Below are 23,508 nucleotides of genomic sequence, written 5' to 3' on the forward strand. Positions count from 1 at the left end.
GCTACCAGGCGCCCGAGGCGTACGTGCAGACCAACGTGGTCGGCACCCAGAACGTCGCGGCGGCCTGCCTGCGGCACGGGGCCCGGCTGGTGCACACCTCCACCAGCGAGGTGTACGGCACGGCGCGGACGGTGCCGATCACCGAGGAGCACCCGCTGCAGCCGCAGTCGCCGTACTCCGCCTCGAAGATCGGCGCCGACATGGCGGCGCTCGCGCACTGGCACTCCTTCGAGCTGCCGGTGGTGGTGGTCCGGCCGTTCAACACCTACGGTCCGCGGCAGTCCGCCCGGGCGGTGATCCCCACCATCCTGGCCCAGCTCCACTCCGGCGCGCGGCAGATCAGGCTCGGCTCGACCACCCCGACCCGGGACTTCACCTTCGCCACCGACACCGCGGAGGGCTTCCTGGCGGCGGCGCGGTCCGAGGCGGCGCTGGGCCGGGTGCTCAACCTCGGCACCGGTCGGGAGATCTCCATCGGCGACCTCGCCCACCGGCTGATCGCCGCCTCGGGCCGCGAGGCCGAGGTGGTCACCGATCCGGGCCGGCTGCGGCCGGGCGGCAGCGAGGTCGAGCGGCTGCTCTCCGACAACCGCCTGGCCCGCGAACTCACCGGCTGGCAGCCCCGGGTGACCCTCGACCAAGGTCTGCGGGAGACCTCCGCCTGGGTCGCCGCCCACCTCGACGCCTTCGCCCCGGGCCGCTACCAGGTCTGACCCGCCGCCGGGCCGAGCCGTTTCCGGGCCGAGCCGCCGTCACGTCCGAGCCGCCGTCAGCAGGGCGGCCGCCGGGGCGCGGTCGCTCAGCCCAGCCGGGAGTCCAGCGCGCGCTGCCCGCGCCGGATCCACCGCAGCGGCCAGCGCGCAAGCACGTAGAGGCAGGCGGCCCAGCCGAGGGCGTGCACCGCCCAGACGCCGGCCATCGTCGGCCCGCCCCAGGCCTGGTGGTAGTCGGTGTCCCCGTACCAGAGCGGGTACCCGAAGTTCCGCACGGTGTTGAAGACCGCGTAGGCGACCAGGACCAGGGCCGTCAGGTCCAGCGGCAGCCCGAGCACGCTCCGCGCCAGGGGCCGGCCGGCTCCCCGCCCGGCCCGGGCGGTCCGGAGCAGCCCGGTGGGCAGCGCGAGGCCGGCCCGGAGGGCGTCGGTGGCGAGGTGGCGGGGGTGGGCGAGGGTCGTGGACGGCATCGTGGGCACCTTCTCGGTCGGTCCGGCTGACGGGCCCCACCCTGCCCGGCGACCACCTGACCCGTCGTCATACCGGGGAGCCGACCGCGGGGTCGTACCACGGTATGACCGGCGGCCCGGGTGCCCCGGGCGTCCTCGGCGCCGCCGCCTCAGCCGCCCAGCAGGCCCGGGAGGGGGTTGAGGAGCAGGGTGGTGAAGCGGTGCACCCAGTCCGGGGTGACGGGTTCGCCGCTGACCAGCATGCGGTGTTCGACGGTGCCGGCGATGGTGTCGAAGATGATGGCGATCTCCTCGCAGGCGGTGGCCTCGTCCAGGTCCGGTCCGAGTTCGCCGCGGCGCTGGGCGTTGAGCCGGCCCTGCTGGACCAGGTGCTTCTGCGGGTCGACGATCCGCTCGCGGATGCGCCGCCGCAGCAGCGGGTCGCGGGTGCCCTCGGCGAACAGGGCGAGCAGGGCGGCCTGGGTCTCGGGGCGGGCGAGGAGCTCGGCGAAGCGGAAGACCACCGCCTCGATGTCGGCCCGCAGGCTGCCGAGGTCGGCGACCTCCAGGTCGTCGAAGAGGCTGGCGACGGCGTCGACCACCAGTTCGTTCTTGGAGGGCCAGCGCCGGTAGAGGGTGGTCTTGGCGACGCCGGCCCGGGCCGCCACGTGGCCCATGGTGAGCCCGCCCCAGCCGAGCTCGGCGAGGGCGGCCCTGGTCGCGTCGAGGATGGCGGTGTCGGCGGCGGCGCTGCGCGGCCGCCCCTTGCCGCGCGGGTGCGCGGGAGCGGGGGCGAGGGCCGGAGCGTTGTCCGCGGTGAGGGCCGCGTCCGGTTCCGGGGCGGGCTGCCGGGTGGTGGGGGCCACCGAGCCTCCTACGGTTTACCTGCAAGTAACTTGGCCTGCACACGGTAGCGACAGACTGACCCTCCCGCTCCGACGGCCGTCCGTCCCGCCGCAGTCTCCCGTCCCGTCCCGGTTCCCGTCGCCGTCCTGGCCGGCACCCGCACCCGCACCCGCACCTGCACCGGTGCCGGCGGCACCCGGGCAGGACAGCCGCCCGCCGCAGCGGCCCGAGCGGCCCGAGCGGCCGCGCGCCCGCTGGTGGCCCGTCCTGCTGGCCGGGGTGCTGGGTGTTCGTGATCGCCGCCGGTGCCGTCCTGCTGCGTCCGTGGCAGTGGGGCGAGGGCGGCGGGGCGGGCGACACCCCCGGGGCCCACGGCACCACGCCGCCCGTCTCCGCGCCGGCCACCCCGCCCACCGACGACCCGGGCCTGATCGCCAACCTGGCCTTCCAGGGCGTCGCGGCCGGCGAGTGCCTGAGCACCCACCGGCTGCCGGGCGGCACCTGGTCCACCCCGTTCCCGGAGGAGGTGCCGTGCGGTTCGGCCGAGGCGCGCCTCAAGGTCCTCGCGGCCCTCCCGGGCACCAGCGCCAAGGGCTGTCCGGACGGCGTGGGCCGGGGCTCCTGGGTGCACGCGGCGCCGATGGCCGAGACCACGCTCTGCCTGGAGCGCCAGTACCGGGAGGGCGAGTGCTTCCCGGTGAAGGGCACGGACGGGGATCCGCAGCTGCGGGCGGAGGACCTGCTCGGCAGTTGGCCGTGCGACGGGGCGCCCGCCGGGGCCCAGGGCTACGACGGCGCGCTGCGGATCACCGCCGTGCACCCGGGCCCGGTGCCGGACGGCGGCTGCCGCCGCGGCACGGACGACCAGGCCGTCTACCGCCAGTTGGAGGTGAACGGCGGCACCGTCCTGTGCACCACCCGGGTCTGACCCCGGCGGCCTTGCCGACGGCCGTACGGTGGAGGGGTGAGGCAACGCCGGAGGCACTTCTGGTACTTCGTCATGATGGGCGTCTGCCTGGGGACGTTCGTCCTGGCCTGGGGCGTGGTGCGCCTGTGGTCCGTGCCGGCCGCGATCGGCATGTGCGTCTTCGCCGCGGTGATCCCGCCGGTGGCCGCGGTCTTCGCCAACAAGCGCGACCCCGAGGACGACTGGTGGAACGACCCGCGCTGGGACGACCCCAAGTGGGACGATCCCGGCCACGACCGGGACCACCCCGACCACGAGGACGGTCAGTAGGGAGGACGGTCAGTAGACCAGCGCCTGGACGTCCTCGGCCATGACCTCCTGCACGAAGACCTGCGCCCCGGCGATCCGGGCGCCCTCGATCAGGTCCTTCTCCTCGATGCCCCGACGCGCCGCGCACTGGGTGCAGAGGGTGACCTGACCGCCCGCCAGCACCGACTCCAGCAAGTCCGGCAGCGGTGCGGCGTGCGGGAGCTCGAACTCGGCAGCCCTCCCCGGCAGCACGAACCAGGAGGCCTCGCCGGTCAGCCAGAGCGAGACCTCGACGCCGCTGGCGACGGCGACCGCCGCCACCGTGAAGGCCTGCGAGCAGCGCTCCGGAGCCTCGGGACCGGCGGTGACCTTGATGACCAGCTTCTTCGGCATGCTGACACCCTATAAGTCGGTTCGGGCCAGGTGGCGGGGCTCACCGAGATCCCCGCACAACGGGCCGATAGACTCGTGGCCGTCCTGTTCAGTCTCCGCAACGCCGCAACTGGGAGCGCCTCGTGTCCGGTCTGGAATACTTCTTCGACGGCCTGCTCGTCCTGATGGCCGTCCTGATCACCTGGTTCGCCATCTTCTCCGTCATGAAGCTCTACCAGGGCCAGCGCTGACCACTGCCGTACGGTTGAGGCACCACACCGACGACAGCGACCAGGAACATGATCGAGATCCCTTCTGACCTCCACCCGGACGTCGTTTCGCTGGCCTTCCTCCTCGGTACCTGGGAGGGCGCGGGCGTCTACGACTTCCCCGGCACGGAGAAGTGCAACTTCGGCCAGGAGATCGTGTTCCGGCACGACGGCCGGGCCTTCCTCGAGTTCCGCTCCCGCAGCTGGGAGCTGGACGCCGAAGGCGAGAAGATCCGCCCGCTCGAGACCGAGCACGCCTTCTGGCGGGTCACCACCAACCAGCACGGCACCAGCGGCGAGCGCGAGATCGAGGTGTCCTCGGTCCGCGACGACGGCACCGTGGAGATCTGGTACGGCAAGCTGCACGACGGCAAGCCGCAGATCGACCTGGCCACCGACGCGGTCGCCCGGATCAGCGACGAGGTCCGCTACTCCGGCGGCAAGCGCCTGTACGGGCTGGTCAACGGCGAGGACCTGGCCTGGGTCGGCGAGAAGTCCGCGCCCGAGGTGCCGCTGCGCCCGTACATGTCGGCGCAGCTCAAGAAGGTGCTCAACCCGGCGAAGCTGATCCAGGACATCGCGGACCTGCCGGACGACGGCATCGCGTTCTTCCGCTGAGCCGTCCGGCTGCAAGCCCGACGAGGTAGGGACCGGCCCGTCGGCCGGTCCCTACACTTGTCGCCACGACCTCGACGAGACCCAGGGCAGGCACCGTGGCGGACACCGAGACCCCCTCCGACTGGAAGGCCGACCTGCGCGAGCGCGGGTACCGGCTCACTCCGCAGCGCCAGCTGGTGCTGGAGGCGGTCGACCGGCTGGACCACGCGACCCCGGACGACATCCTGCACGAGGTCCGCAAGACCGCCAGCGGCATCAACATCTCCACCGTCTACCGGACCCTGGAGCTGCTGGAGGAGCTGCGCCTGGTCTCGCACGCGCACCTCGGCCACGGCGCCCCGAGTTACCACCTGGCGGGCCGTCACCACCACCTCCACCTGGTCTGCCGGGACTGCGACTCGGTCACCGAGACCGACACCGCGATCGCCGCGCCGCTGGTGGAGAGCCTGAAGGCGGCGCACGGCTTCGACACCGACCTCAAGCACTTCGCCATCTTCGGCCGCTGCGCCGACTGCACCGCCAAACTCGAACGGGAGCAGTCGTAAGCTTGCGGGCATGAAGAGTCCGCTGCTTGCCCTGCCCGGTGCCGTCCCCGCCGAAGGAGCCGACGAGGGGGTGGCCGCGCACTACGGCGACCTCTTCCGCGAGCAGCGCGAACTGGCCGCCGGGCGCGGCTTCGTGGACCTCTCGCACCGGGGCGTGGTCACCGTCACCGGTGCCGACCGGCTCTCCTGGCTGCACCTGCTGCTCACCCAGCACGTCTCGGCGCTCCCGGCCCAGCAGGCCACCGAGGCGCTGATCCTCTCCCCGAACGGGCACGTCGAGCACGCGCTCTACCTGGTGGACGACGGCGAGACCACCTGGGCGCACGTGGAGCCGGGCACCCAGGAGGCGCTGATCGCCTACCTGGAGAGCATGAAGTTCTTCTACCGGGTCGAGGTCGCCGACCGCACCGGCGAGCTCGCCGTGGTGCACCTGCCGGCCGGTTCGGCCGTCTCCGCCGAGGGCGCCCTCGCGGTGCGCGAACTCCCCTACGGGCGGGACCTGTTCGTGCCGCGCGCCGAGCTGGAGTCGCTGGCGGCGGGCTACGGCCCGGCGGCCGGGGTCTGGGCGTACGAGGCGCTGCGGATCGAGGGGCACCGGCCCCGGCTGGGCTTCGAGACCGACCACCGGACCATCCCGCACGAGGTGGACTGGCTGACCAGCGCCGTGCACCTGCAGAAGGGCTGCTACCGGGGCCAGGAGACGGTCGCCCGGGTGCACAACCTCGGCCGCCCGCCGCGCCGGCTGGTCTTCCTGCACCTGGACGGCACCGAGGAGAAGCTCCCCGCGCACGGCGCCGAGGTGCTGCGGCCCGGCCAGGACCGCCCGGTCGGCTTCGTCACCTCCTCGGCCCGCCACCACGAGCTGGGCCCGATCGCGCTGGCCCTGGTGAAGCGGAACGTGCCGGTGGAGGAGGTGCTGCTCGCGGACGGCGTCCCGGGCAGCCAGGACGTGATCGTCCCCGCCTGACCGTCCCTCAGATCTCCAGCAGCACGGTGAACGGCCCGTCGTTCACCAGGCTGACCTTCATGTCCGCGCCGAACCGCCCGGTGGCCACGGTGGCCCCCAGCGCCCGGAGCTCGGCCACCACGGCGTCCACCAGCGGCTCGGCCTTCGGGCCGGGCGCGGCGGCGTTCCAGGTGGGGCGGCGGCCCTTGCGGGCGTCGCCGTAGAGCGTGAACTGGCTGATGACCAGCAGCGGCGCGTCGATGTCCGAGCAACTCTCCTCGGTGTCCCCGTGGGAGAACAGCCGCAGCGTCCAGAGCTTGCGGGCCAGTTGGGCCGCCTTCTCCGGGGTGTCCTCGTGCGTCACGCCGACCAGGACGCAGAGCCCCGGGCCCTCGATCGCGCCGACCGTCTCGCCGTCCACCGTCACGGCCGCCTCGGCGGCCCGCTGCACCACTGCTCGCATGCGGCACATTCTGCCCCAGGCGTCACAGCGCGCCCCCGGCGCGTGGACAGGCCCCGCACGCCGGGGGCGCGCGGAGCCCGGCGGACGAGCCCCCGCGCGGCCTGCGGATTGTCCTCGTCGTATCAGCCACCCCCCTTCGCCAGGGGGCCGTTCGGGGGTACGGGCGGTGCGAGGGACGGCTGCGGATGGCACGCTGTGGACGGCGCGCGGGCGGCCCCTGTTCGGAGGTTTCGAACGCACGCATCCCTCGCACGGGTGGTCTCCTCCTCCGCCGGGAACCCTCGGCACCGGGCGGTCGTGCACGGGGTGACGGGGCGTCAGGGGGAGGTACGGTGACCGGAACAGCGGCAGGTGGTTGGTTGATGGACGCGAGCAGCACGGCCCACGACGAGCAGGCGTACGGGCTCACCGGCCTGGGGCTGGAGCGGCTGCGGCTGATCCGCCGGGACGCCCAGGACCAGGAGGCCGACCTTTCCTACCTGCGCCGGCTGCTGCACGGGCGCCTGGACATCCTGCGGGCCGAGCTGGAGCGCCGCCGGCTGGCCACCGACCGCCCGGAGGCGGACGACCTGCTCGGCCGGCTGCCGTCGATCCTGGCCGACGTCCCGTCAGGGGTGCGCCGGCCCGCCCGGCACCTGCGGATGGGCCCGCCGCGCGGCGAGCGCTACCAGCGGGAGGCGGACGCCCTGATGGGCGACGTCCAGCTGGCCGACCTCGGGGCGCACGGCACCGAGGAGCTGCTGGCCGCGGTGGAGCGGCTGACCGTGCACGAGCGGGAGGTCTCCGGACGCCGCCAGGCGCTCCAGCGGCGGGCCGACGACTGCAGCGCGGAGATCACCCGCCGGTACCGGGAGGGCGAGGCCCGGGTGGACGACCTGCTGGCCGGGGGCTGACCGGAGGCCGACCGGGGCGACCCGACCCGGGCGGCCGCGTGCACGTGCGGCCGCGTGCACGTGCGGCGGGCACCCGGCTGGGGCACGGTGGGTTGGTCGGGGGACCGTCCACGGACTCGCCGTCCGCAGAGCAGGGAGCCAGCCATGACCGACCACGTCTACCGGGTCACCGAGATCGTCGGATCCTCCACCGAGAGCGTGGACGCCGCCATCCGCAACGGCGTCGGCCGCGCCGCCCGCACCCTGCGCAACCTCGACTGGTTCGAGGTGACGCAGATCCGGGGCCACCTCGCCGACGGGGAGGTGGCGCACTTCCAGGTCGGCCTGAAGGTCGGCTTCCGCCTCGACGACGAGGACTGAGGGCTGACGGGAGGTCAGCTCCTCGGCTCCCGGGCCGGCAGCACCAGCGGCGCGCCGGTCCCGGGGTGGGGGAGGACCTCCACGGGGTGGCCGTAGACCTCGCTGAGCAGCCCCGCGGAGAGCACCTCGGCCACCGGCCCGTCGGCCGCCGGAAGGCCCCGGGCGAGCAGGGTGATCCGGTCCGCGTAGGCGGCGGCCAGCGAGAGGTCGTGCAGCACGACCACCACCGCGTCCCCGGCGGCGGCCCGCTCCCTGGCCACCCGGAGCACCAGCTCCTGGTGGCGCAGGTCGAGCGCCGCCGTCGGCTCGTCCAGCAGCAGCACGGCGGCCCGCTGGGCCAGCACCCGGGCCAGCGCCACCCGGGCCCGCTCGCCGCCGGAGAGCGCGGTGAACGGCCGCTCGGCGAAGGCGGTGGACTCGGTGGCGGCCAGCGCCTCGGCCACCGCCGCCTCGTCCTGCGCCGCGGCCGCCGTCCCGGCCCACGGCGCGCGGCCCATCCGGACCACCTCCCCGGCCGTGAACGGGAAGGTGAGGGCCGAGGACTGCGGCAGCAGCGCACGGTGCAGGGCGAGTTCGGCCGGCCGGTAGGAGCCGAGCGGGCGGCCCAGCAGCCGCACCTCGCCGGCCGTCGGGGCGTTGTCCCCGGCCAGCACCGAGAGCAGGGTGGACTTGCCCGCCCCGTTCGGGCCGAGCAGCGCCAGCACCTCCCCGGCGCGCACCACCAGGTCCACCCCGCCCAGGAGTTCGCGTCCGCCGAGGCTCAGTCGCAGCCCCTCGGTGACGAGCACCTCGGTGCCCGGTGCGGGGCGCTCCGGCACCTGCCGCCGTGGCCGCCTCATGCCCAACCTCCCTGCTTGGTACGGGTCCTGCGGAGCAGCCAGAAGAAGAACGGGCTCCCGATCAGCGCGGTGAGCACCCCGAGCGGCAGCTCGGCGGGCTGGGCCAGGGTGCGCGCGGCCAGGTCGCCGAGCAGCAGCACCAGGGCGCCGGCCAGGGCGCTGCCGGGCAGCAGGAAGCGGTGGCCGGGGCCGGCCAGCATCCGCAGCAGGTGCGGGACGACCAGGCCGACGAAGCCGATCACGCCGCTGACCGAGACGGCGGCGGCGGTGAGCAGCGCGACCACGGTGATCAGCACCAGGCGCATCCGCTCCACGTCCACGCCGAGGTGCCGGGCCGGGCGCTCGCCGAGCGCCAGCAGGTCCAACTTCCGTGCGTACAGCGGCGCGACGGCCAGCCCGAGCAGGGCGAAGGGGAGCACGGCGAGCACCTTGCCCCAGGTCGCCTGGGCCAGTGAGCCGAGCTGCCAGAAGGTCACCTGGCTGATCGCGGCGGAGTCGGCGGTGAACAGGAAGAGGCCGATCAGCGCACCGCAGAAGGCGTTCACCGCGACGCCGGTGAGCACCAGGGTGACCACCTCGGTCCGGCCGCCGGAGCGGGAGAGGGCGTAGACCGCGAAGACGGTGGCCAGGCCGGATCCGAAGGCGAAGACGGTGACGGTCCAGCCGCCCAGTGCGTCCAGGCCGAGCACGATGCAGGCCACCGCGCCGACCGCGCCGCCGGAGGAGACCCCGATCACGCCGGGCTCGGCCAGCGGATTGCCGAAGACGCCCTGCATCAGCGCGCCGGCGCAGCCAAGGGAGGCACCGACCAGCAGGGCCAGCACCACCCGGGGGAAACGCACGTTCCACAGCACCGACTCGGGGACCCGTTCCAGGGCGTGGCCGCCGAGGCCCAGGCGGTGCGCGACGGAGGCCAGCACGTCGCCCAGCGGCACCTGGTAGGCGCCGGTCCCGGCGGCCAGCAGGGCGGCGAGCAGCAGGGCGAGGGCCAGGCCGACGGTGAGCAGGGTGGAGCGGTCCGGGCGCCGGGCCTTCGAGGGGGCGGTGGCGGCCGCGAGCGGGCGGTCCTGAAGGGCGGTCACTTCCCGGCCCCGTAGAGCTGGGAGGCGATCGAGGTCAGCACCTGCGGGGTGCGGGGGCCGTAGCTGAGCAGTTCGCCGTCCGGGATCGAGACCACCCGGCGGTCCAGCCCGGCCGGGGTCTGGGCCACACCGGGGAGCTTGAGCAGCCCGTCCACGCCGCCGACCGACTCCAGGCCCTTGCCCATCACCAGGACGGCGTCCGGGGCGGCCTTGACCAGGGCCTCGCCGGTGAGCGGCGTGAAGTCGCCGGTCAGCCCGGCGGCGGTGCCCGCGTCGCTGCCGCCGACGGCCTCGATCAGCGAGACGGCGCCGGAGTCCGGGCCGCCGAGCAGGAAGACCGAGGCGCTGCCGCGCAGGTAGAGGAAGGCCACCTTGGGGTGCCTGCCGTCGGCCTTGATCCCGGCCCGGACCTCGGCGGTGCGGGCGGCCGTGCGCTCCGTCAACTGCCGTCCGGCGTCCGGGACCCCGAGGGCGGCGGCCACCTTGGCGATCCGCAGGTCCACGTCGGAGAGCCGCTTGGCGTCGTCCAGCACCACCAGCGGCACCCCGGCGGCCCGGATCTGGGCCACCGCCTCGGCGGGGCCGGTGGAGCGGTCGGCCAGCACCAGGGTGGGGCGCAGCGAGAGCACGCCCTCGGCCGAGACGTCGTGGGCCTGGGTGATCACGGGCAGGGCGGCGGCCTGCTCGAAGGTGGTGGAGACGTCCCGGGCCACCACCTTGGAGCCCAGGCCGAGGGAGAAGACCAGTTCGGCCAGGCTGCCGTTGAGCGGCACGATCCGCTCGGCGCTGGTGACGGTGACCTGGCGGCCGTCGGCCGAGTCGACGGTGACCGGCAGGGTCGGAGCGGGGGTGGCGGCCAGCGGCTCGACCCGGTCCGGGGCGGCGGCCGCGGCGGTCGTGGGGGCGGGCGTCCCGGCGCCGGCGGTGCCGCAGCCGACGGCGGCCGCGAGCAGCAGGGCGAGGCCCAGCGCGCGGGCGCGGATTCGGTGGTTCGCCGTCAACTGCTGCTCCTCGTAGGGGTGCTGGGCACCTCCGGGCGCTTGAACGCGGGGTGGACCCGGGGTGACTCTTGACGCATATATTAGGTTAGCCTTACCTCAGATACGCAAGGGGGGGTTCCCTCGGAACCCGCCGTGCCTTGCCGCACCCCGCCGACCTGGAGCGCTCCGCCATGCCCTTCTCGTCCCGCCTGCGCCGCCTCGCCGCGACCCTGGTCGCGGCGCTCGCCGCCCTGCTGACCCTGGCGGTGCCGACGGCCTCCGCCGCCCCCGGCACGGTCTCCGGCGGACGGCTCGACTGGGGCATCAAGCACTCCTTCCTCAGCTACGTCACCGGCCCGATCGCCAAGGGCAGTTGGAGCCTGACCGGCGGCGCCGCCACGGTCGGCGGGGACACCTTCCGGTTCCACTCGGCCACCGGGACGTACGACCCGGAGAGCGGTGCACTCACCGCCGCGCTCTCCGGCGGGGTCACCTTCAAGGGCCACGAGACCAACGGCACCTTCGCCCTCGACATGAAGCTGAGCCGGTTCACCGTGAAGGCCGGCTCCGGCAGCGGCGGGCTCTACGCGGACGTGGTCAGCAAGGCCAAGGACACCGGCACGGTGAGCAGCGCGAGCCAGGTGAAGCTGGCCGAGCTCGGGCTCGGCGGGATCGACCTGCGCGGCCAGGGCGGCACGATCACCCTGTCCAAGGTGCCCGCCACGCTCACCGGCTCCGGGGCCACCGCCTTCGGCAACTTCTACCCGGCCGGGACGGAGCTCGACCCGCTGACCCTCTCGGTCAACGTCAAGGCGGCCGCCGCGCCCACCCCGAGCGCGACCCCGACGCCGAGCGCCACGGCCAAGCCCGCCGACACCCCGGCGGCCACCACCGCCCCGTCCGAGAGCGCCACCGCGGCACCTGCCTCGACCCGCACCGAGTTCGCCAACGGCGCGCTGGACTGGGGCGTGCGGCGCACCTTCCGGGACTACGTCACCGGCACCATCGCCAAGGGCGGCTGGCAGCTGGACGGCGGTGCGGCCGACGGCGGCGCCTACTTCCGCTGGACCCCGGCTAAGGGCTCGTACGACCCGGCCACCGGAGAACTGGCCGCCGCCTTCACCGGCACGGTCCGCTTCCGGGGCATGGAGAGCGGCGGCGCGTACGGCCTCGACCTGGCGCTGACCGCCCCGACCGTGAAGGTCGCGGGCGGGAAGGGCACGCTGGCCGCCGACGTCTCCGGCAGGACCGCCAACGGCGAGGCCCAGCAGCTGTCCGGCGTGGTGCTGGCCACCTTCGACGCCGCCGGCCTCAAGCCCGAGGGCGGTCTGCTCAAGGCCGCCGAACTCCCGCTCGCCCTCACCGAGGAGGGCAGCAAGGCCTTCGGCGGGCTCTACCCGGCCGGCACCGCCATGGACCCGCTGGGCTTCGCCGTGGCCCTCGACCCGGCCGCCGCCCTGCCGCCGCTGCCGGACCTCGGCTCCGTCCCGCCCACCGCCCCGGCGAGCCCCTCCACGGGCGCCCCGGCCACCCCCGTGGCCGCTGCCTCGGACTCCTCCTCCGGCTGGGTGCCGTCCGCCGTGATCGGCGGCGTGCTGGTGGCCGGAGCCGCCGTGGGCACCACCCTGCTGGTCCGCCGCCGCCGGGCCGCCTGAACTCCCCTTCCTCTCCCCCCGCTTGAAGGAGCATCACCGTCATGCCCGTCACTCCCACCGCCACCCGTCGCAACCGCACCCCGCTCCCGGCCCTGGCCGCCGCCGCGATAGGCCTCGGCCTGACGGCCGTCGGTGTGCCCAGCCTGGCCTTCGGGGCTCCGGCCAAGGTGGTCTACGACCAGGGCTCGTTCGACTGGGGAGTGAAGAGCAGCTTCCTCAAGTACCTGGAGGGCCCGGCCTCCCAGGGCGGCAAGGTCGAGCTGACCGGCGGCGCGGGCCGGAACGCGGACGGCACGCTGCACTTCGACGGGGCGGGCGAGTACGACCCCACCACCCACGCGCTCTCCGGCACGTTCACCGGCGGGGTCCGGTTCACCGCCCACGGCGGCCAGATGGACATCACCCTGACCGACTTCAAGCTCACCACCAGCGGCACCACCGGCTCGATCACCGCCGACGCCTCCACGGTGGAGCTGGTCGAGGACCCGGCCACCAAGGCGAAGTCGCCCAAGGTGGTCAAGCGCGAGGACGCCCCGCTGGTCATCTTCGCGGTCGGCCGGGACACCACGGCCGGCGTGCCGGCGGCGGCCACCCTGACGGCGGACGGTTCGGCGGTCTTCGGCGGCTTCTACCAGGCGGGCGCCGCGATGGACCCGGTGAAGATCGTGCTCGCCAAGTCCACGCCCACCACCTCGCCCTCGCCCTCCACCAGCCCGTCCTCCTCGCCGTCCGCCTCCTCGCCGTCCGCCTCCGCGTCGCCCTCCGCCTCGGCGTCCCCGTCGGCGTCGGCCTCGCCCTCCGCGTCCGCATCCCCGTCCTCCTCGCCCAGCCCCTCGGCCTCGGCGTCGGCCTCCGCTTCGCCGAGCACCGCTCCGACGGAACTCCCGATCGTGGACGGCCGGTTGGAGTGGGGCGTCAAGGAGTCCTTCCGCAAGTACCTGGCCATGCCGGCCAGCGGCGGCAAGGTGGAGTTCGGCGGCGGCGCGGCCGACTACCGGTTCGGCAAGGGCAGCGGCTCGTACAACACCAAGACCCACGGCGTCACCGCCGGCTTCCAGGGCTCGGTCCGCTTCCTGGCCCACCCCAAGGGCGACGCGTACGAGCTGGACCTGACCATCGCCAACCCGGGTGTGTCGATCGAGCGGGCCGGCGCCTTCCTGACCGCCGACCTCACCTCCAAGGCGACCGACGGCACGACCGCGCAGTGGAAGGGGATGAAGCTGGCCGCACTGGACGTCTCCAAGGCGAGCTTCGCCCCGGTCAACGGTCTGGTGACGCTCAATCAGCTGCCCGCCACCCTGACCAAGGAGGGCGCCACCGCCTTCGCCGGCTTCTACAACGAGGGCGACGCGCTGGACCCGGTCAACGCCGTGCTCTCCTTCGACAAGGACGCCACCCCGCCGACCTCCTCGGCGAAGCCCTCCACCCCGGCCCCCTCGGCCGGTACGGGCGCCGTCAACGGCGGCACCACCACCGGTGGTTCGACCGGCGGCGGTGCGGTGCTGACCAGTGACGGCGGCGGCTCGCTCGGCTCGAACGGCCAGCTGGCCTCGACCGGCATGGACACCCCGGTGGTCCCGCTGGTCGCCACCGCGGCCGGGCTGCTGCTGCTCGGCACCGGCACCACGGTGCTGGTCCGGCGCCGCACCCGCTGACGACATGACGGTGCCCCCGCCGGGAGTCGAACTCCCGGCGGGGGCACCGTCGTACGGTCCCGCTCAGGCGCTGAGCGGGTAGCGCAGGTCGAGGTCGGCGAAGAGCGCGCTGTTCAGGCCGAAGGCCCGCTTGGTCTCCTCGACCACCCGGCGGCGCTCGACCTCGTCCAGCTCCAGGCCGGCCGCGTCCAGCTTGGCCCGGTAGTCGCGCTTGAACGCGGCCGGGTTGCCGACCTCGTCGAAGACGTAAAAGTGCACCCCCGCGCCCTTCTTCTCGAAGCCCCAGGTCTTCTCGGCGATGCCGCGGATGATCTGACCGCCCGACAGGTCGCCCAGGTAGCGGGTGTAGTGGTGGGCCAGGTACCCGGCCGGCCACTGCTCCACGAGCTCCTCCAGCCGGGCCGCGTACGCGGCGGTGGCGGGCAGCGCGACCAGCCCGTCCCGCCAGCCGGCGCCGCGCAGGTGGAGCAGGTCGGCCTCCAGGGCGGCGGTGCGGAACAGCGCCGGGTCGATGAACCGGCCGACCACCGGGTGCTCGGCCAGCTCGGCCGCCCGGCCCTCCAGGGCCCGGTAGACGAACCAGAGTTGGCCCGACAGCTCGGCGTAGGCGTCCACCCCGAGCCGTCCGTTCAGCAGGTGCCCCATGAAGGCCGAGCCTTCTGCGGCCTCGTGCTCGGCGGCGCTGGCGGTGCGCAGCACGGTGGAGAACGGCGTGGGCTCGGGGTTGGTCATGAGGACCTCCGTGGTGGGGGGAAGACGATCCCGATTCTCTATGGTTAGCCTTACCTAAGTCAACGCGATGCCGACAGCTTGTCGGTAAGAGGGTGGATGAAAAAAGGGACCGGGGCGAGCAGTCAGCTGCTCGCCCCGGTCCCGGGAGTGACGGGGCCTCAGTGGCCGCCGTTCTCCTCGAAGCGCTTGATCGAGGCGTTGATCTCGGCCTCGGCCTCGGTGCGACCGACCCAGTCGGCACCCTGGACCGACTTGCCGGGCTCCAGGTCCTTGTAGACCTCGAAGAAGTGCTGGATCTCCAGGCGGTCGAACTCCGACACGTGCTGGATGTCCTGCAGGTGCGACCAGCGGGGGTCGGTCGCCGGGACGCAGAGCAGCTTGTCGTCGCCGCCGGCCTCGTCGGTCATCTTGAACATGCCGATGGCGCGGCACTTGATCAGGCAACCGGGGAAGGTCGGCTCCTCCAGGATGACCAGCGCGTCCAGCGGGTCGCCGTCGTCCGCGAGGGTGCCCTCGACGTAGCCGTAGTCGGCCGGGTAGCGGGTCGAGGTGAAGAGCATCCGGTCAAGACGGAGGCGACCCGACTCGTGGTCGACCTCGTACTTGTTGCGGGAGCCCTTCGGGATCTCGATCAGGACGTCGAACTCCAACGGTTCCTCCAAGGTAGGGACTGACAGGATCTAGTGTCTCCTACGGCAGGGTGTGCTCAGGAAAGGGGCCCGGTGGTGCAGCGAGGGACGGGGGTGCGGCGTGGCCGCACGGCGGCGGTGGCCGGAGTGCTCGGGGTCGCGCTCACCGCGGGCGGTCTGACGGCGGCCTCCGCCGCGCCGAGCCCCAAGGCGGGCCAGAGCAGCGGACGTCCGTCCGCCCCGGCCTCCGGGGCGTCGGCCACCGGTGCGCCCAAGCCGCCGGCCCCCGCCGGGCCGAAGCTGGCCGCCACCGGCGGCGCCGTGCTCGCCGCGAGCGTCACCGGCGACACCGGGCTGCCCACCACCGCCGGACTCCAGCGCGACCTGGGCGCCCTGGTGCAGGACAAGGCGCTCGGCACCCTCAGCTTCGCCGTCACCGACGGCGTCACCGGTGCCCTGCTCTACGGCGGCAACGAGAACACCGCGGCCACCCCCGCCTCCACCACCAAGCTGCTCACCGCGGTCGCCGCGCTGCACCTCGTCCCCGGCGACACCCGGCTCTCCACCCGGGTCGTGCAGGGCGCCACCCCCGACGAGATCGTGCTGGTCGGCGGCGGTGACCCGACGCTCTCCACCCTGCCGGTGGCCGACGTCCGGGTCGGCGGCATGCCGGTGGACGAGGACACCGCCCCCGCCTCGCTCGCCGACCTCGCCCAGCGGACCGCCGCCGCCCTCAAGTCCGCCGGGGTCACCTCCGTCAAGCTCGGCTTCGACGCCTCGCTCTTCACCGGTCCGATCCGGCACGCCCAGCACGACGCCACCAACATCGCCGACGTCACCCCGCTGATGGTGGACGAGGCCAAGAACGACCCGCGCTCCCAGGAGGAGGCCCCCGTCCGGGTCGCCGAACCCGCGACCAAGGCCACCGAGGCCTTCGCCGCCCTCCTCGGCGGGCTCGGGATCACCGTCCAGGGCAAGCCCGTCGCCAGGACCGCCACGGCCGGCGCGGCCGAACTCGCCGCCGTGAAGTCGCCGACGATCGACCGGTTGGTCGAGCGCTTCCTCACCACCTCCGACAACCTCCTCACCGAGACGATCGCCCGTCAGGTCGCCCTCGCCGCCAAGCAGCCCGCGAGCTTCGAGGGCGCCTCGCTCGCCACCCGGCAGACCCTGGAGTCGCTCGGCGTCCCGATGGCCGGCGTCGTCCTCAACGACGGCAGCGGCCTGCACACCGGCGACCAGCTCTCCCCGCTGGTCCTCGCCAAGGTCCTCGCCCTCGCCTCCTCGCCCGAACACCCCCGGCTGCGCCCGGTGTTGACCGGCCTCCCGATCGCCGGCTTCACCGGCACCATGGCCGGCCGCTTCGCGAAGTCCCCCGAGGGCATCGGCATCGTCCGGGCCAAGACCGGCACCCTGGCCGGCAGCGGCATCTACACCCTGGCCGGCACCGTCATGAACGCCGACGGCCGTCCGCTCACCTTCGCCCTGATGACCCGCACCACCGCTTCGGGCGACGCCGCCCGCGCCGCCATCGACCGCGTCATCGCCCGCCTCGCCGCCTGCGGCTGCCGCTGACTCCGTCGGACCGGGCGGAAGGGCACACCGGGGCGCGGTAGGACGTGAGCCCGGGGGCGCGAGGAACTGCGCGCGGGGGAACGGCAGGACCTGCAACTGGCTGACGTGCCCTCAGTTGCAGGTGAGCCGCCTTCCGATTCGCGCAGTTCCTCGCGCCCCTGGGTGGCCCTCCGGGTCCCGAGGGCCGCAGGCGTGTGCCCCGGGCGGGGGTTCCCGTACGGTGAGGGCATGACGAGCGCGAGCGGTGGGGCTGGGATGGTCGACTGGGATCTCGCGGTCGCTACGGCGACCCGGCTGGTGCGGCCCGGCCCGGAGGTGACCCGCGCCGAGGCCCGCGAGGTGGTCTCCGAACTCCGGCGCCACGCGCTGGAAGCGGAGGAGCACGTCCGCGCCTACACCCGGATGGCGTCCTCCAGCCTGCTCGCCGCCGACTCCACCCCCGTGCTGGTGGTCGACCGGCCCGGCTGGGTGCGGGCCAACGTGGCGGGCTTCCGCACCGTCGTGCGCCCGCTGGTCGAGAAGCTCCAGGCCCGCCGCACCGACACCCCGGGCGCCGCCGTGTTCGGCTCGATCGGCGAGAAGGCCACCGGCGTCGAGATCGGCGCGGTGCTGGCCTTCCTCTCCGGGAAGGTGCTCGGCCAGTACGAGACCTTCGCTCCGGCCGAGTACCCGGGCCCGCTGCCGAGCGCCCCGGACAGCCCCGAGGGGATCATGGACTCGCCCCGCGTCGGGCTCCGTCCGCCGTCCCCCGGACGGCTGCTGCTGGTCGCGCCGAACATCGTCCAGGTGGAGCGCGAACTCGACGTCGACCCGCACGACTTCCGGCTCTGGGTCTGCCTGCACGAGGAGACCCACCGCACCCAGTTCACGGCGGTGCCGTGGCTGCGCGACCACATCCAGTCCGAGGTGCAGTCCTTCCTGGCGCAGACCGAGGTCGACCCGGTGGCGCTGCTGGAGCGGGCGCGCGGGCTGCTCGGCGGGCGCGGCGAGGGGGAGCGCGAGCGGGGCTCGTTGATGGAGGTCGTGCAGTCGCCGGGCCAGCGCGAGACCCTGAACCGGTTGACGGCCGTGATGTCCCTCCTGGAGGGGCACGCGGACGTGGTGATGGACGGGGTCGGGCCGGTCGTGGTGCCGAGCGTGGGGGAGATCCGGGAGAAGTTCCAGCAGCGCCGTCAGCTCGGGGCGGGGCGGCTGGACCTGGTGATCCGTCGGCTGCTCGGGATGGACGCCAAGCTCCGCCAGTACCAGGACGGCGCGGTCTTCGTCCGGGGCGTGGTGGACCGCGTCGGCATGGACGGCTTCAACCGTGTCTGGACCTCCCCGAACACCCTCCCCACCAAGGAGGAGATCCACAACCCCGCCGCCTGGGTGACCCGGGTCGCGCCGTAGCGGGGGTCGCCTGCGGCGGGCTCGTGCGAAGGGGACGGAGTTCGCCTGCGGCGGGCTTGCCGGATGGGGGAGGGGCGTCGCCCGCGTCACGCCGTAGGCGCCCCACAGGGGCGCGAGGAACTGCGCGCTCGGGAACGGCAGCACCTGCAACTGGCTGACGGAGGTTCAGTTGCCGGTGCCCCGCCTCCCGACTCGCGCAGTTCCTCGCGCTCCCGGGGTAGCCGCTTTCGCCGGGCTGCCGTTCCCCTGCGGGGCGCACCCACGCGGGGGTCGTACACCGGTGCCGTCAGGTTGACCCGATGGCGGTGAGGGAACGTTTCTTCATTCACTCGTACGTGGGACCGTGGTCGTACCGGTGGCGAGGGTGGCGTGGCCGGTGCCCGGATTCTGCGACCATCTGTGAGCATCCGGTGACCGTGGGCTGACGCCGCGTCACCGTTCCCGCTCCGCCCCCGTGCCAAGGAGTGCCTCCCCGTGGGACCACACCCCGCCGTCGCGGCGATACGCCTCGCCGTCCGCCGCACCCTCGCCGAACTCGCCGCAGACCTGGGCGACATCACCCCCGCCGCCCGCTCGCCGCGCGGCCGCCCCGCCGCCCTCGCGCTGAGCGGGGCCCCGGCCCCCGAGCCGGCCGGCACCGCCACCGCGCTGATCGGCAACGCCCGCCGCCACCCCTCCGGGCTGCCCCGTACCCCCGCCGCCCCCGGTTCGCCGCTGGTGCTGGTCGCGGTGAGCGGCGGTGCCGACTCGATGGCGCTGGCCATCGCCACCGCCTTCGAGGCGCCCAAGCTCGGCCTGCGGGTGGGCGCGGTGACGGTGGACCACGGACTGCAGGACGGCTCCGAGGAGCGGGCCCGCCAGGTGGCGGACCGGCTCGCCGAGCTGGGGCTGGACCCGGTGGAGGCGGTCCAGGTGCTGGTGGGCCGTCAGGGCGGCCCGGAGAACGCCGCCCGGGAGGCCAGGTACGCCGCGCTGGACGAGGCAGCCGAGCGCTTCGGCGCGGTGGCGGTGCTGCTCGGGCACACCCGGGACGACCAGGCCGAGACGGTGCTGATGGGCCTGGCCCGCGGGTCGGGCGCCCGGTCGCTGGCCGGGATGCCGGCCCAGAAGGGCCGCTACCGGCGGCCGTTGCTGGAGCTGGACCGGGCGGCGACCCGGCAGGCGTGCAAGGAGCAGTCGATCCCGGTCTGGGACGACCCGCACAACTCCGACCCGGCCTACACCCGGGCCCGGGTGCGGCACGAGGTGCTGCCGGTGCTGGAGAAGCACCTGGGCACCGGGGTGGTCGAGGCGCTGGCGCGGACCGCTCGGCTGTTCCGGGACGACGCCGACGCGCTGGACCAGTGGGCCGCGCTGGCCGAGCGCGACCTCCGGACGGCCGAAGGGGCCCTGGACGTCACGAGGTTGGCCGAACTGCCGTCCGCCGTCCGCCGCCGGCTGCTGCGCCGGGCCGCGCTGCGGGCGGGCTGTCCGGCCGGTGACCTGTTCGCCCGTCACCTCGAAACGGTGGACCTGCTGGTCACCGGATGGCGTGGTCAGGGGCCGTTGCACCTACCCGGAGGGGTGGAGGTCACCCGCACGTGTGGCACGCTGGTGTTCCGGCGCCAGGGCGACTGACGGGTGAACACCAGGTCGCAGGGCTGCCGCAGACACAGGACCCCGAACGTTTGAGGACGTATCCCCGGTGGATCACAACGACATGGGCGCCGACCTGGCGAAGGTGCTCATCAGCAAGGACGAGATCGACGCCAAGCTCCTGGAGCTCGGCGAGCGGATCGACCAGGACTACGCCGGCCGCGACCTGCTCATCGTCGGCGTCCTCAAGGGCGCCGTCATGGTGATGGCCGACCTGTCCCGGGTGCTGCACTCCAAGGTCACCATGGACTGGATGGCGGTCTCCTCCTACGGCATGGGCACCAAGTCCTCGGGCGTGGTCCGGATCCTCAAGGACCTGGACACCGACATCTCGGGCCGGGACGTCCTGATCGTCGAGGACATCATCGACTCCGGCCTGACCCTGTCCTGGCTGCTCAACAACCTGCGCTCGCGCGGCCCGGCCTCCCTGGAGGTCTGCACCCTGCTGCGCAAGCCGGACGCCGCCAAGGTCGAGATCGACGTCAAGTACGTCGGCTTCGACATCCCGAACGAGTTCGTGGTCGGCTACGGCCTGGACTACGCGGAGAAGCTGCGGAACCTGCCGTTCATCGGCACCCTGGCCCCGCACGTGTACGGCGGCTGACGGGCCGTCGGAAGAGAGTGCCCCGATCGGGCGACGGGCGGGAACAGTGCGATGTTCCCGCCCGTTGTGCCGGGGTAGGAAAATACGTCGTAGTCGTCGTGCTCCCGCCGTCGGCGGTGAAGGCTGCGGTACGGTCCCATAAACCGCTCTTCTCATGAGCACATACCGGATGCGCCGACGGCCACAGCCGATCAGCGCTGTTGAGTGGCAGGAGGGACGGGGCGGCAACGCCCCGCATGGATGGACGTCAAGCGATACTTCCGTGCGCCGATCATGTGGATCGTGCTGGCCGTCCTCGCCGTCATTGTGCTGATGCAGGTCGTCTCCGACTCCAGCGGCTCCAAGACGGCGGACACCAGCCAGGTCGTCTCCGCGATCAGGAACAACCAGGCGCAGTCGGTGCAGATCACCACCGGCGACTCGAATCTGATCAAGGTCGAGCTGAGGGACGGTCAGAAGCTGCCCGCGGGCAGCAACGGCAAGGTGCCCTCGGGCTCCAAGTTCCAGGCCTCGTACGTCGGCGACCAGGGCGCGACCCTGGCCGAGTGGCTCACCGCCAACCCGACCAGCGTGCCGAACGGCTACACCGTCGTGCCCGAGAAGCAGTCGACCTTCGTCAGCCTGCTGCTGTCGATGCTGCCGATCGTCATCATCGTGCTGGTCTTCCTGTTCCTGATGAACCAGATGCAGGGCGGCGGCTCCCGGGTCATGCAGTTCGGCAAGTCCAAGGCCAAGCTGCTCACCAAGGACACCCCGAAGACCACCTTCGCCGACGTCGCGGGCGCGGACGAGGCGGTCGAGGAGCTCCACGAGATCAAGGAGTTCCTGCAGGAGCCGGCCAAGTTCCAGGCGGTCGGCGCCAAGATCCCCAAGGGCGTGCTGCTGTACGGCCCGCCCGGGACGGGCAAGACCCTGCTGGCCCGTGCCGTGGCCGGCGAGGCGGGCGTCCCGTTCTACTCGATCTCCGGCTCGGACTTCGTCGAGATGTTCGTCGGTGTCGGTGCCTCCCGGGTCCGCGACCTGTTCGAGCAGGCCAAGGCGAACGCCCCGGCGATCGTCTTCGTCGACGAGATCGACGCGGTCGGCCGCCACCGCGGCGCCGGCCTCGGCGGCGGTCACGACGAGCGCGAGCAGACCCTCAACCAGCTGCTGGTCGAGATGGACGGCTTCGACGTGAAGGGCGGCGTGATCCTGATCGCCGCCACCAACCGGCCGGACATCCTGGACCCGGCGCTGCTGCGCCCGGGCCGCTTCGACCGCCAGATCGCGGTGGACCGCCCCGACCTGATGGGCCGTCTGGAGATCCTGAAGGTCCACCAGAAGGGCAAGCCGGTCGCCCCGGACGTCGACCTCTCGGCCGTCGCCAAGCGCACCCCCGGCTTCACCGGTGCCGACCTGTCCAACGTGCTCAACGAGGCCGCCCTGCTGACGGCCCGTTCGGACAAGAAGCTGATCGACAACTCCATCCTGGACGAGGCGATCGACCGCGTCGTGGCCGGCCCGCAGAAGCGGACCCGGATCATGTCCGACAAGGAGAAGAAGATCACCGCGTACCACGAGGGCGGCCACGCCCTGGTCGCGGCGGCCTCCCCGAACGCGGACCCGGTCCACAAGATCACCATCCTGTCCCGCGGCCGCGCCCTGGGCTACACGATGGTCCTCCCGGACGAGGACAAGTACTCGACCACCCGGAACGAGATGCTCGACCAGCTGGCCTACATGCTGGGCGGGCGCGCGGCGGAGGAGCTGGTCTTCCACGACCCGACCACCGGCGCCTCGAACGACATCGAGAAGGCCACCGCCACCGCGCGGGCCATGGTCACCCAGTACGGCATGACCGAGCGCCTGGGTGCGATCAAGTTCGGCTCCAGCGACTCGGAGCCGTTCCTGGGCCGCGAGATGGGCCACCAGCGCGACTACTCCGAGGAGGTCGCCGGGCTGGTGGACGAGGAGGTCAAGAAGCTCATCGAGACCGCGCACAACGAGGCCTGGGAGATCCTGGTCGAGAACCGCGACGTGCTCGACAACCTCGTTCTGGAGCTCCTCGAGAAGGAGACCCTGAACAAGGAGCAGATCGCCGAGATCTTCAGCTCCATCGTCAAGCGCCCGGCCCGGCCGGCCTGGACGGGCTCCGCCCGCCGGACGCCGTCCACCCGCCCGCCGGTGCAGTCCCCGAAGGAGCTGGCGATGAACAACGCCGCTCAGGCGGAGGCCGCCCCGCAGGTCGACATCGTCAAGCTGCCGGAGACCTCCCCGGAGGCCTGACACCGCCTGACGGCCGATCGGAATGGATGCCGCGCCACCCGGGTTTGTACCCTGGAGGCGCGGCATCCGTGCTGCTCGGACCCATTCCCACTGACTCCACTGACCAGCTTGCGAGGCCCGCATGATCGACCCGGTGACTCTGGACCAGGACCCCGCGATCGGGGAGTTCGACCAGAAGCGCGCGGAGGCCGCCGTGCGTGAGCTGCTGCTGGCGATCGGCGAGGACCCGGACCGCGAGGGCCTGCTGGAGACCCCGGCCCGGGTGGCCCGGGCCTACCAGGAGATATTCGCGGGCCTGTGGCAGAAGCCGGAGGACGTCCTCTCCACCACCTTCGACCTGGGCCACGACGAGATGGTGCTGGTCAAGGACATCGAGGTGTACTCCACCTGCGAGCACCACCTGGTGCCGTTCCGGGGCGTCGCCCACGTCGGCTACATCCCGTCCACCAGCGGCAAGATCACCGGCCTCTCCAAGCTGGCCCGGCTGGTGGACGTCTACGCCCGCCGCCCCCAGGTCCAGGAGCGCCTCACCAGCCAGGTGGCCGACTCGCTGATGCGCATCCTGGAGCCGCGCGGCGCCATCGTGGTGATCGAGTGCGAGCACATGTGCATGTCGATGCGCGGCATCCGCAAGGCCGGCGCCAAGACCATCACCTCGGCCGTCCGCGGCCAGCTCCGCGACCCGGCCACCCGGGCCGAGGCGATGAGCCTCATCATCGGTCGCTGAGCCGGTCGCCGAACCGGTCGCCGAACCGGCCGCTGATCCCCCCGCAACGCC

The 23,508-nt window shown here is 73.3% G+C and carries 25 protein-coding genes; 16 read left to right on the plus strand and 9 right to left on the minus strand.

Going from position 1 to position 23,508, the window contains the following annotated elements; all coding sequences use genetic code 11:
- Window positions 1-713, plus strand: a 713-nt coding sequence (locus tag ABD946_RS14595; RefSeq protein ID WP_345283603.1) for a GDP-mannose 4,6-dehydratase, incomplete at its 5' end; no start/stop codon positions are given.
- Between the two features lie 86 nt (window positions 714-799).
- On the opposite strand, the gene ABD946_RS14600 is transcribed toward ABD946_RS14595, so the two are convergent.
- Window positions 800-1,183 (minus strand): hypothetical protein, encoded by a 384-nt coding sequence (locus tag ABD946_RS14600; RefSeq protein ID WP_345283605.1) that lies wholly within the window; start codon window positions 1,181-1,183, stop codon window positions 800-802.
- A 149-nt stretch (window positions 1,184-1,332) separates the two neighbouring features.
- On the minus strand, window positions 1,333-2,028 hold the full coding sequence (locus ABD946_RS14605; protein ID WP_380150121.1) for a TetR/AcrR family transcriptional regulator: 696 nt from the start codon (window positions 2,026-2,028) through the stop codon (window positions 1,333-1,335).
- A gap of 266 nt (window positions 2,029-2,294) precedes the next feature.
- Here ABD946_RS14605 and ABD946_RS14610 point away from each other — a divergent pair, with 266 nt between their 5' ends.
- Both ABD946_RS14610 and ABD946_RS14615 read left to right on the plus strand, forming a co-directional pair.
- Complete coding sequence (locus ABD946_RS14610; protein WP_345283607.1) at window positions 2,295-2,936, plus strand: LppU/SCO3897 family protein; 642 nt, start codon at window positions 2,295-2,297, stop codon at window positions 2,934-2,936.
- A gap of 36 nt (window positions 2,937-2,972) precedes the next feature.
- Entirely contained in the window at window positions 2,973-3,245 is a 273-nt protein-coding gene (locus ABD946_RS14615; RefSeq protein ID WP_345283609.1) for a DUF3099 domain-containing protein, read from the plus strand.
- 9 nt (window positions 3,246-3,254) lie between these two features.
- Here ABD946_RS14615 and ABD946_RS14620 read toward each other — a convergent pair whose 3' ends face one another.
- Complete coding sequence (locus ABD946_RS14620; protein WP_345283611.1) at window positions 3,255-3,617, minus strand: DsrE family protein; 363 nt, start codon at window positions 3,615-3,617, stop codon at window positions 3,255-3,257.
- A gap of 278 nt (window positions 3,618-3,895) precedes the next feature.
- On the opposite strand from ABD946_RS14620, the gene ABD946_RS14625 reads away from it, so the two are divergent.
- The 3 genes from ABD946_RS14625 (at window position 3,896) to ygfZ (ending at window position 5,995) form a co-directional block, all read left to right on the plus strand.
- Entirely contained in the window at window positions 3,896-4,483 is a 588-nt protein-coding gene (locus tag ABD946_RS14625; RefSeq protein WP_345283613.1) for a heme-binding beta-barrel domain-containing protein, read from the plus strand.
- A gap of 95 nt (window positions 4,484-4,578) precedes the next feature.
- Window positions 4,579-5,028 (plus strand): Fur family transcriptional regulator, encoded by a 450-nt coding sequence (locus tag ABD946_RS14630; RefSeq protein WP_345283615.1) that lies wholly within the window; start codon window positions 4,579-4,581, stop codon window positions 5,026-5,028.
- A 10-nt stretch (window positions 5,029-5,038) separates the two neighbouring features.
- Window positions 5,039-5,995 carry a CAF17-like 4Fe-4S cluster assembly/insertion protein YgfZ gene (gene ygfZ, locus ABD946_RS14635; RefSeq protein WP_345283617.1) on the plus strand — a complete coding sequence of 319 codons (957 nt, stop codon included), beginning with the start codon at window positions 5,039-5,041 and terminating at the stop codon, window positions 5,993-5,995.
- A 7-nt stretch (window positions 5,996-6,002) separates the two neighbouring features.
- Here the strand turns inward: ygfZ and dtd are convergent, their stop codons facing one another.
- Window positions 6,003-6,437, minus strand: coding sequence for a D-aminoacyl-tRNA deacylase (gene dtd / locus ABD946_RS14640; protein WP_345283619.1), 435 nt, complete (start codon window positions 6,435-6,437; stop codon window positions 6,003-6,005).
- 362 nt (window positions 6,438-6,799) lie between these two features.
- Between dtd and ABD946_RS14645 the strand changes: the two genes are divergently transcribed.
- Entirely contained in the window at window positions 6,800-7,330 is a 531-nt protein-coding gene (locus tag ABD946_RS14645; RefSeq protein WP_345283621.1) for an RsiG family protein, read from the plus strand.
- Between the two features lie 144 nt (window positions 7,331-7,474).
- Window positions 7,475-7,690, plus strand: coding sequence for a dodecin (locus tag ABD946_RS14650; protein ID WP_345283622.1), 216 nt, complete (start codon window positions 7,475-7,477; stop codon window positions 7,688-7,690).
- A 14-nt stretch (window positions 7,691-7,704) separates the two neighbouring features.
- On the opposite strand, the gene ABD946_RS14655 is transcribed toward ABD946_RS14650, so the two are convergent.
- The 3 genes from ABD946_RS14655 to ABD946_RS14665 are packed head-to-tail and all read right to left on the minus strand — an operon-like array spanning window position 7,705 to window position 10,612.
- The gene (locus ABD946_RS14655) at window positions 7,705-8,529 is read right to left on the minus strand and encodes a heme ABC transporter ATP-binding protein (protein ID WP_345283624.1); all 825 of its coding nucleotides are present in this window, start codon (window positions 8,527-8,529) and stop codon (window positions 7,705-7,707) included.
- On the minus strand, window positions 8,526-9,611 hold the full coding sequence (locus ABD946_RS14660; protein WP_345283626.1) for a FecCD family ABC transporter permease: 1,086 nt from the start codon (window positions 9,609-9,611) through the stop codon (window positions 8,526-8,528). Before ABD946_RS14660 ends, ABD946_RS14655 begins: the two co-directional genes overlap by 4 nt.
- A complete protein-coding gene (locus ABD946_RS14665) occupies window positions 9,608-10,612 on the minus strand; it encodes a heme/hemin ABC transporter substrate-binding protein (protein WP_380149449.1) in 1,005 nt (334 codons plus the stop codon). The genes ABD946_RS14660 and ABD946_RS14665 overlap by 4 nt, the downstream gene beginning before the upstream one ends.
- 170 nt (window positions 10,613-10,782) lie before the next feature.
- Here ABD946_RS14665 and ABD946_RS14670 point away from each other — a divergent pair, with 170 nt between their 5' ends.
- On the plus strand, window positions 10,783-12,246 hold the full coding sequence (locus tag ABD946_RS14670) for an HtaA domain-containing protein (RefSeq protein ID WP_345283628.1): 1,464 nt from the start codon (window positions 10,783-10,785) through the stop codon (window positions 12,244-12,246).
- A 41-nt stretch (window positions 12,247-12,287) separates the two neighbouring features.
- On the plus strand, window positions 12,288-13,901 hold the full coding sequence (locus tag ABD946_RS14675; RefSeq protein ID WP_345283630.1) for an HtaA domain-containing protein: 1,614 nt from the start codon (window positions 12,288-12,290) through the stop codon (window positions 13,899-13,901).
- A 63-nt stretch (window positions 13,902-13,964) separates the two neighbouring features.
- Here the strand turns inward: ABD946_RS14675 and ABD946_RS14680 are convergent, their stop codons facing one another.
- Window positions 13,965-14,633, minus strand: a complete 669-nt coding sequence (locus tag ABD946_RS14680; protein WP_345283632.1) for a biliverdin-producing heme oxygenase — start codon at window positions 14,631-14,633, stop codon at window positions 13,965-13,967.
- Window positions 14,634-14,791: 158 nt separating this feature from the next.
- Window positions 14,792-15,283: an inorganic diphosphatase gene (locus ABD946_RS14685; protein ID WP_345283634.1), complete on the minus strand. Its 492-nt coding sequence runs from the start codon at window positions 15,281-15,283 to the stop codon at window positions 14,792-14,794.
- Between the two features lie 75 nt (window positions 15,284-15,358).
- Between ABD946_RS14685 and dacB the strand changes: the two genes are divergently transcribed.
- From dacB to folE, 6 genes are all read left to right on the plus strand, one after another.
- Window positions 15,359-16,837 carry a D-alanyl-D-alanine carboxypeptidase/D-alanyl-D-alanine endopeptidase gene (gene dacB, locus ABD946_RS14690; RefSeq protein ID WP_345283636.1) on the plus strand — a complete coding sequence of 493 codons (1,479 nt, stop codon included), beginning with the start codon at window positions 15,359-15,361 and terminating at the stop codon, window positions 16,835-16,837.
- Window positions 16,838-17,065: 228 nt separating this feature from the next.
- A complete protein-coding gene (locus tag ABD946_RS14695) occupies window positions 17,066-18,226 on the plus strand; it encodes a zinc-dependent metalloprotease (RefSeq protein WP_345283638.1) in 1,161 nt (386 codons plus the stop codon).
- A 474-nt stretch (window positions 18,227-18,700) separates the two neighbouring features.
- Window positions 18,701-19,843, plus strand: a complete 1,143-nt coding sequence (gene tilS / locus ABD946_RS14700; protein ID WP_345283640.1) for a tRNA lysidine(34) synthetase TilS — start codon at window positions 18,701-18,703, stop codon at window positions 19,841-19,843.
- Window positions 19,844-19,925: 82 nt separating this feature from the next.
- A complete protein-coding gene (gene hpt / locus ABD946_RS14705; RefSeq protein WP_380149463.1) occupies window positions 19,926-20,465 on the plus strand; it encodes a hypoxanthine phosphoribosyltransferase in 540 nt (179 codons plus the stop codon).
- A 240-nt stretch (window positions 20,466-20,705) separates the two neighbouring features.
- Window positions 20,706-22,730, plus strand: coding sequence for an ATP-dependent zinc metalloprotease FtsH (ftsH, locus tag ABD946_RS14710; RefSeq protein WP_345283644.1), 2,025 nt, complete (start codon window positions 20,706-20,708; stop codon window positions 22,728-22,730).
- 121 nt (window positions 22,731-22,851) lie between these two features.
- A complete protein-coding gene (folE, locus tag ABD946_RS14715) occupies window positions 22,852-23,457 on the plus strand; it encodes a GTP cyclohydrolase I FolE (RefSeq protein ID WP_345283646.1) in 606 nt (201 codons plus the stop codon).
- The last annotated feature ends 51 nt before the right edge of the window (window positions 23,458-23,508 follow it).

The organism is Kitasatospora albolonga (assembly GCF_039535905.1).
In the GTDB taxonomy this organism is placed as follows: Bacteria; Actinomycetota; Actinomycetes; order Streptomycetales; family Streptomycetaceae; genus Kitasatospora; species Kitasatospora albolonga.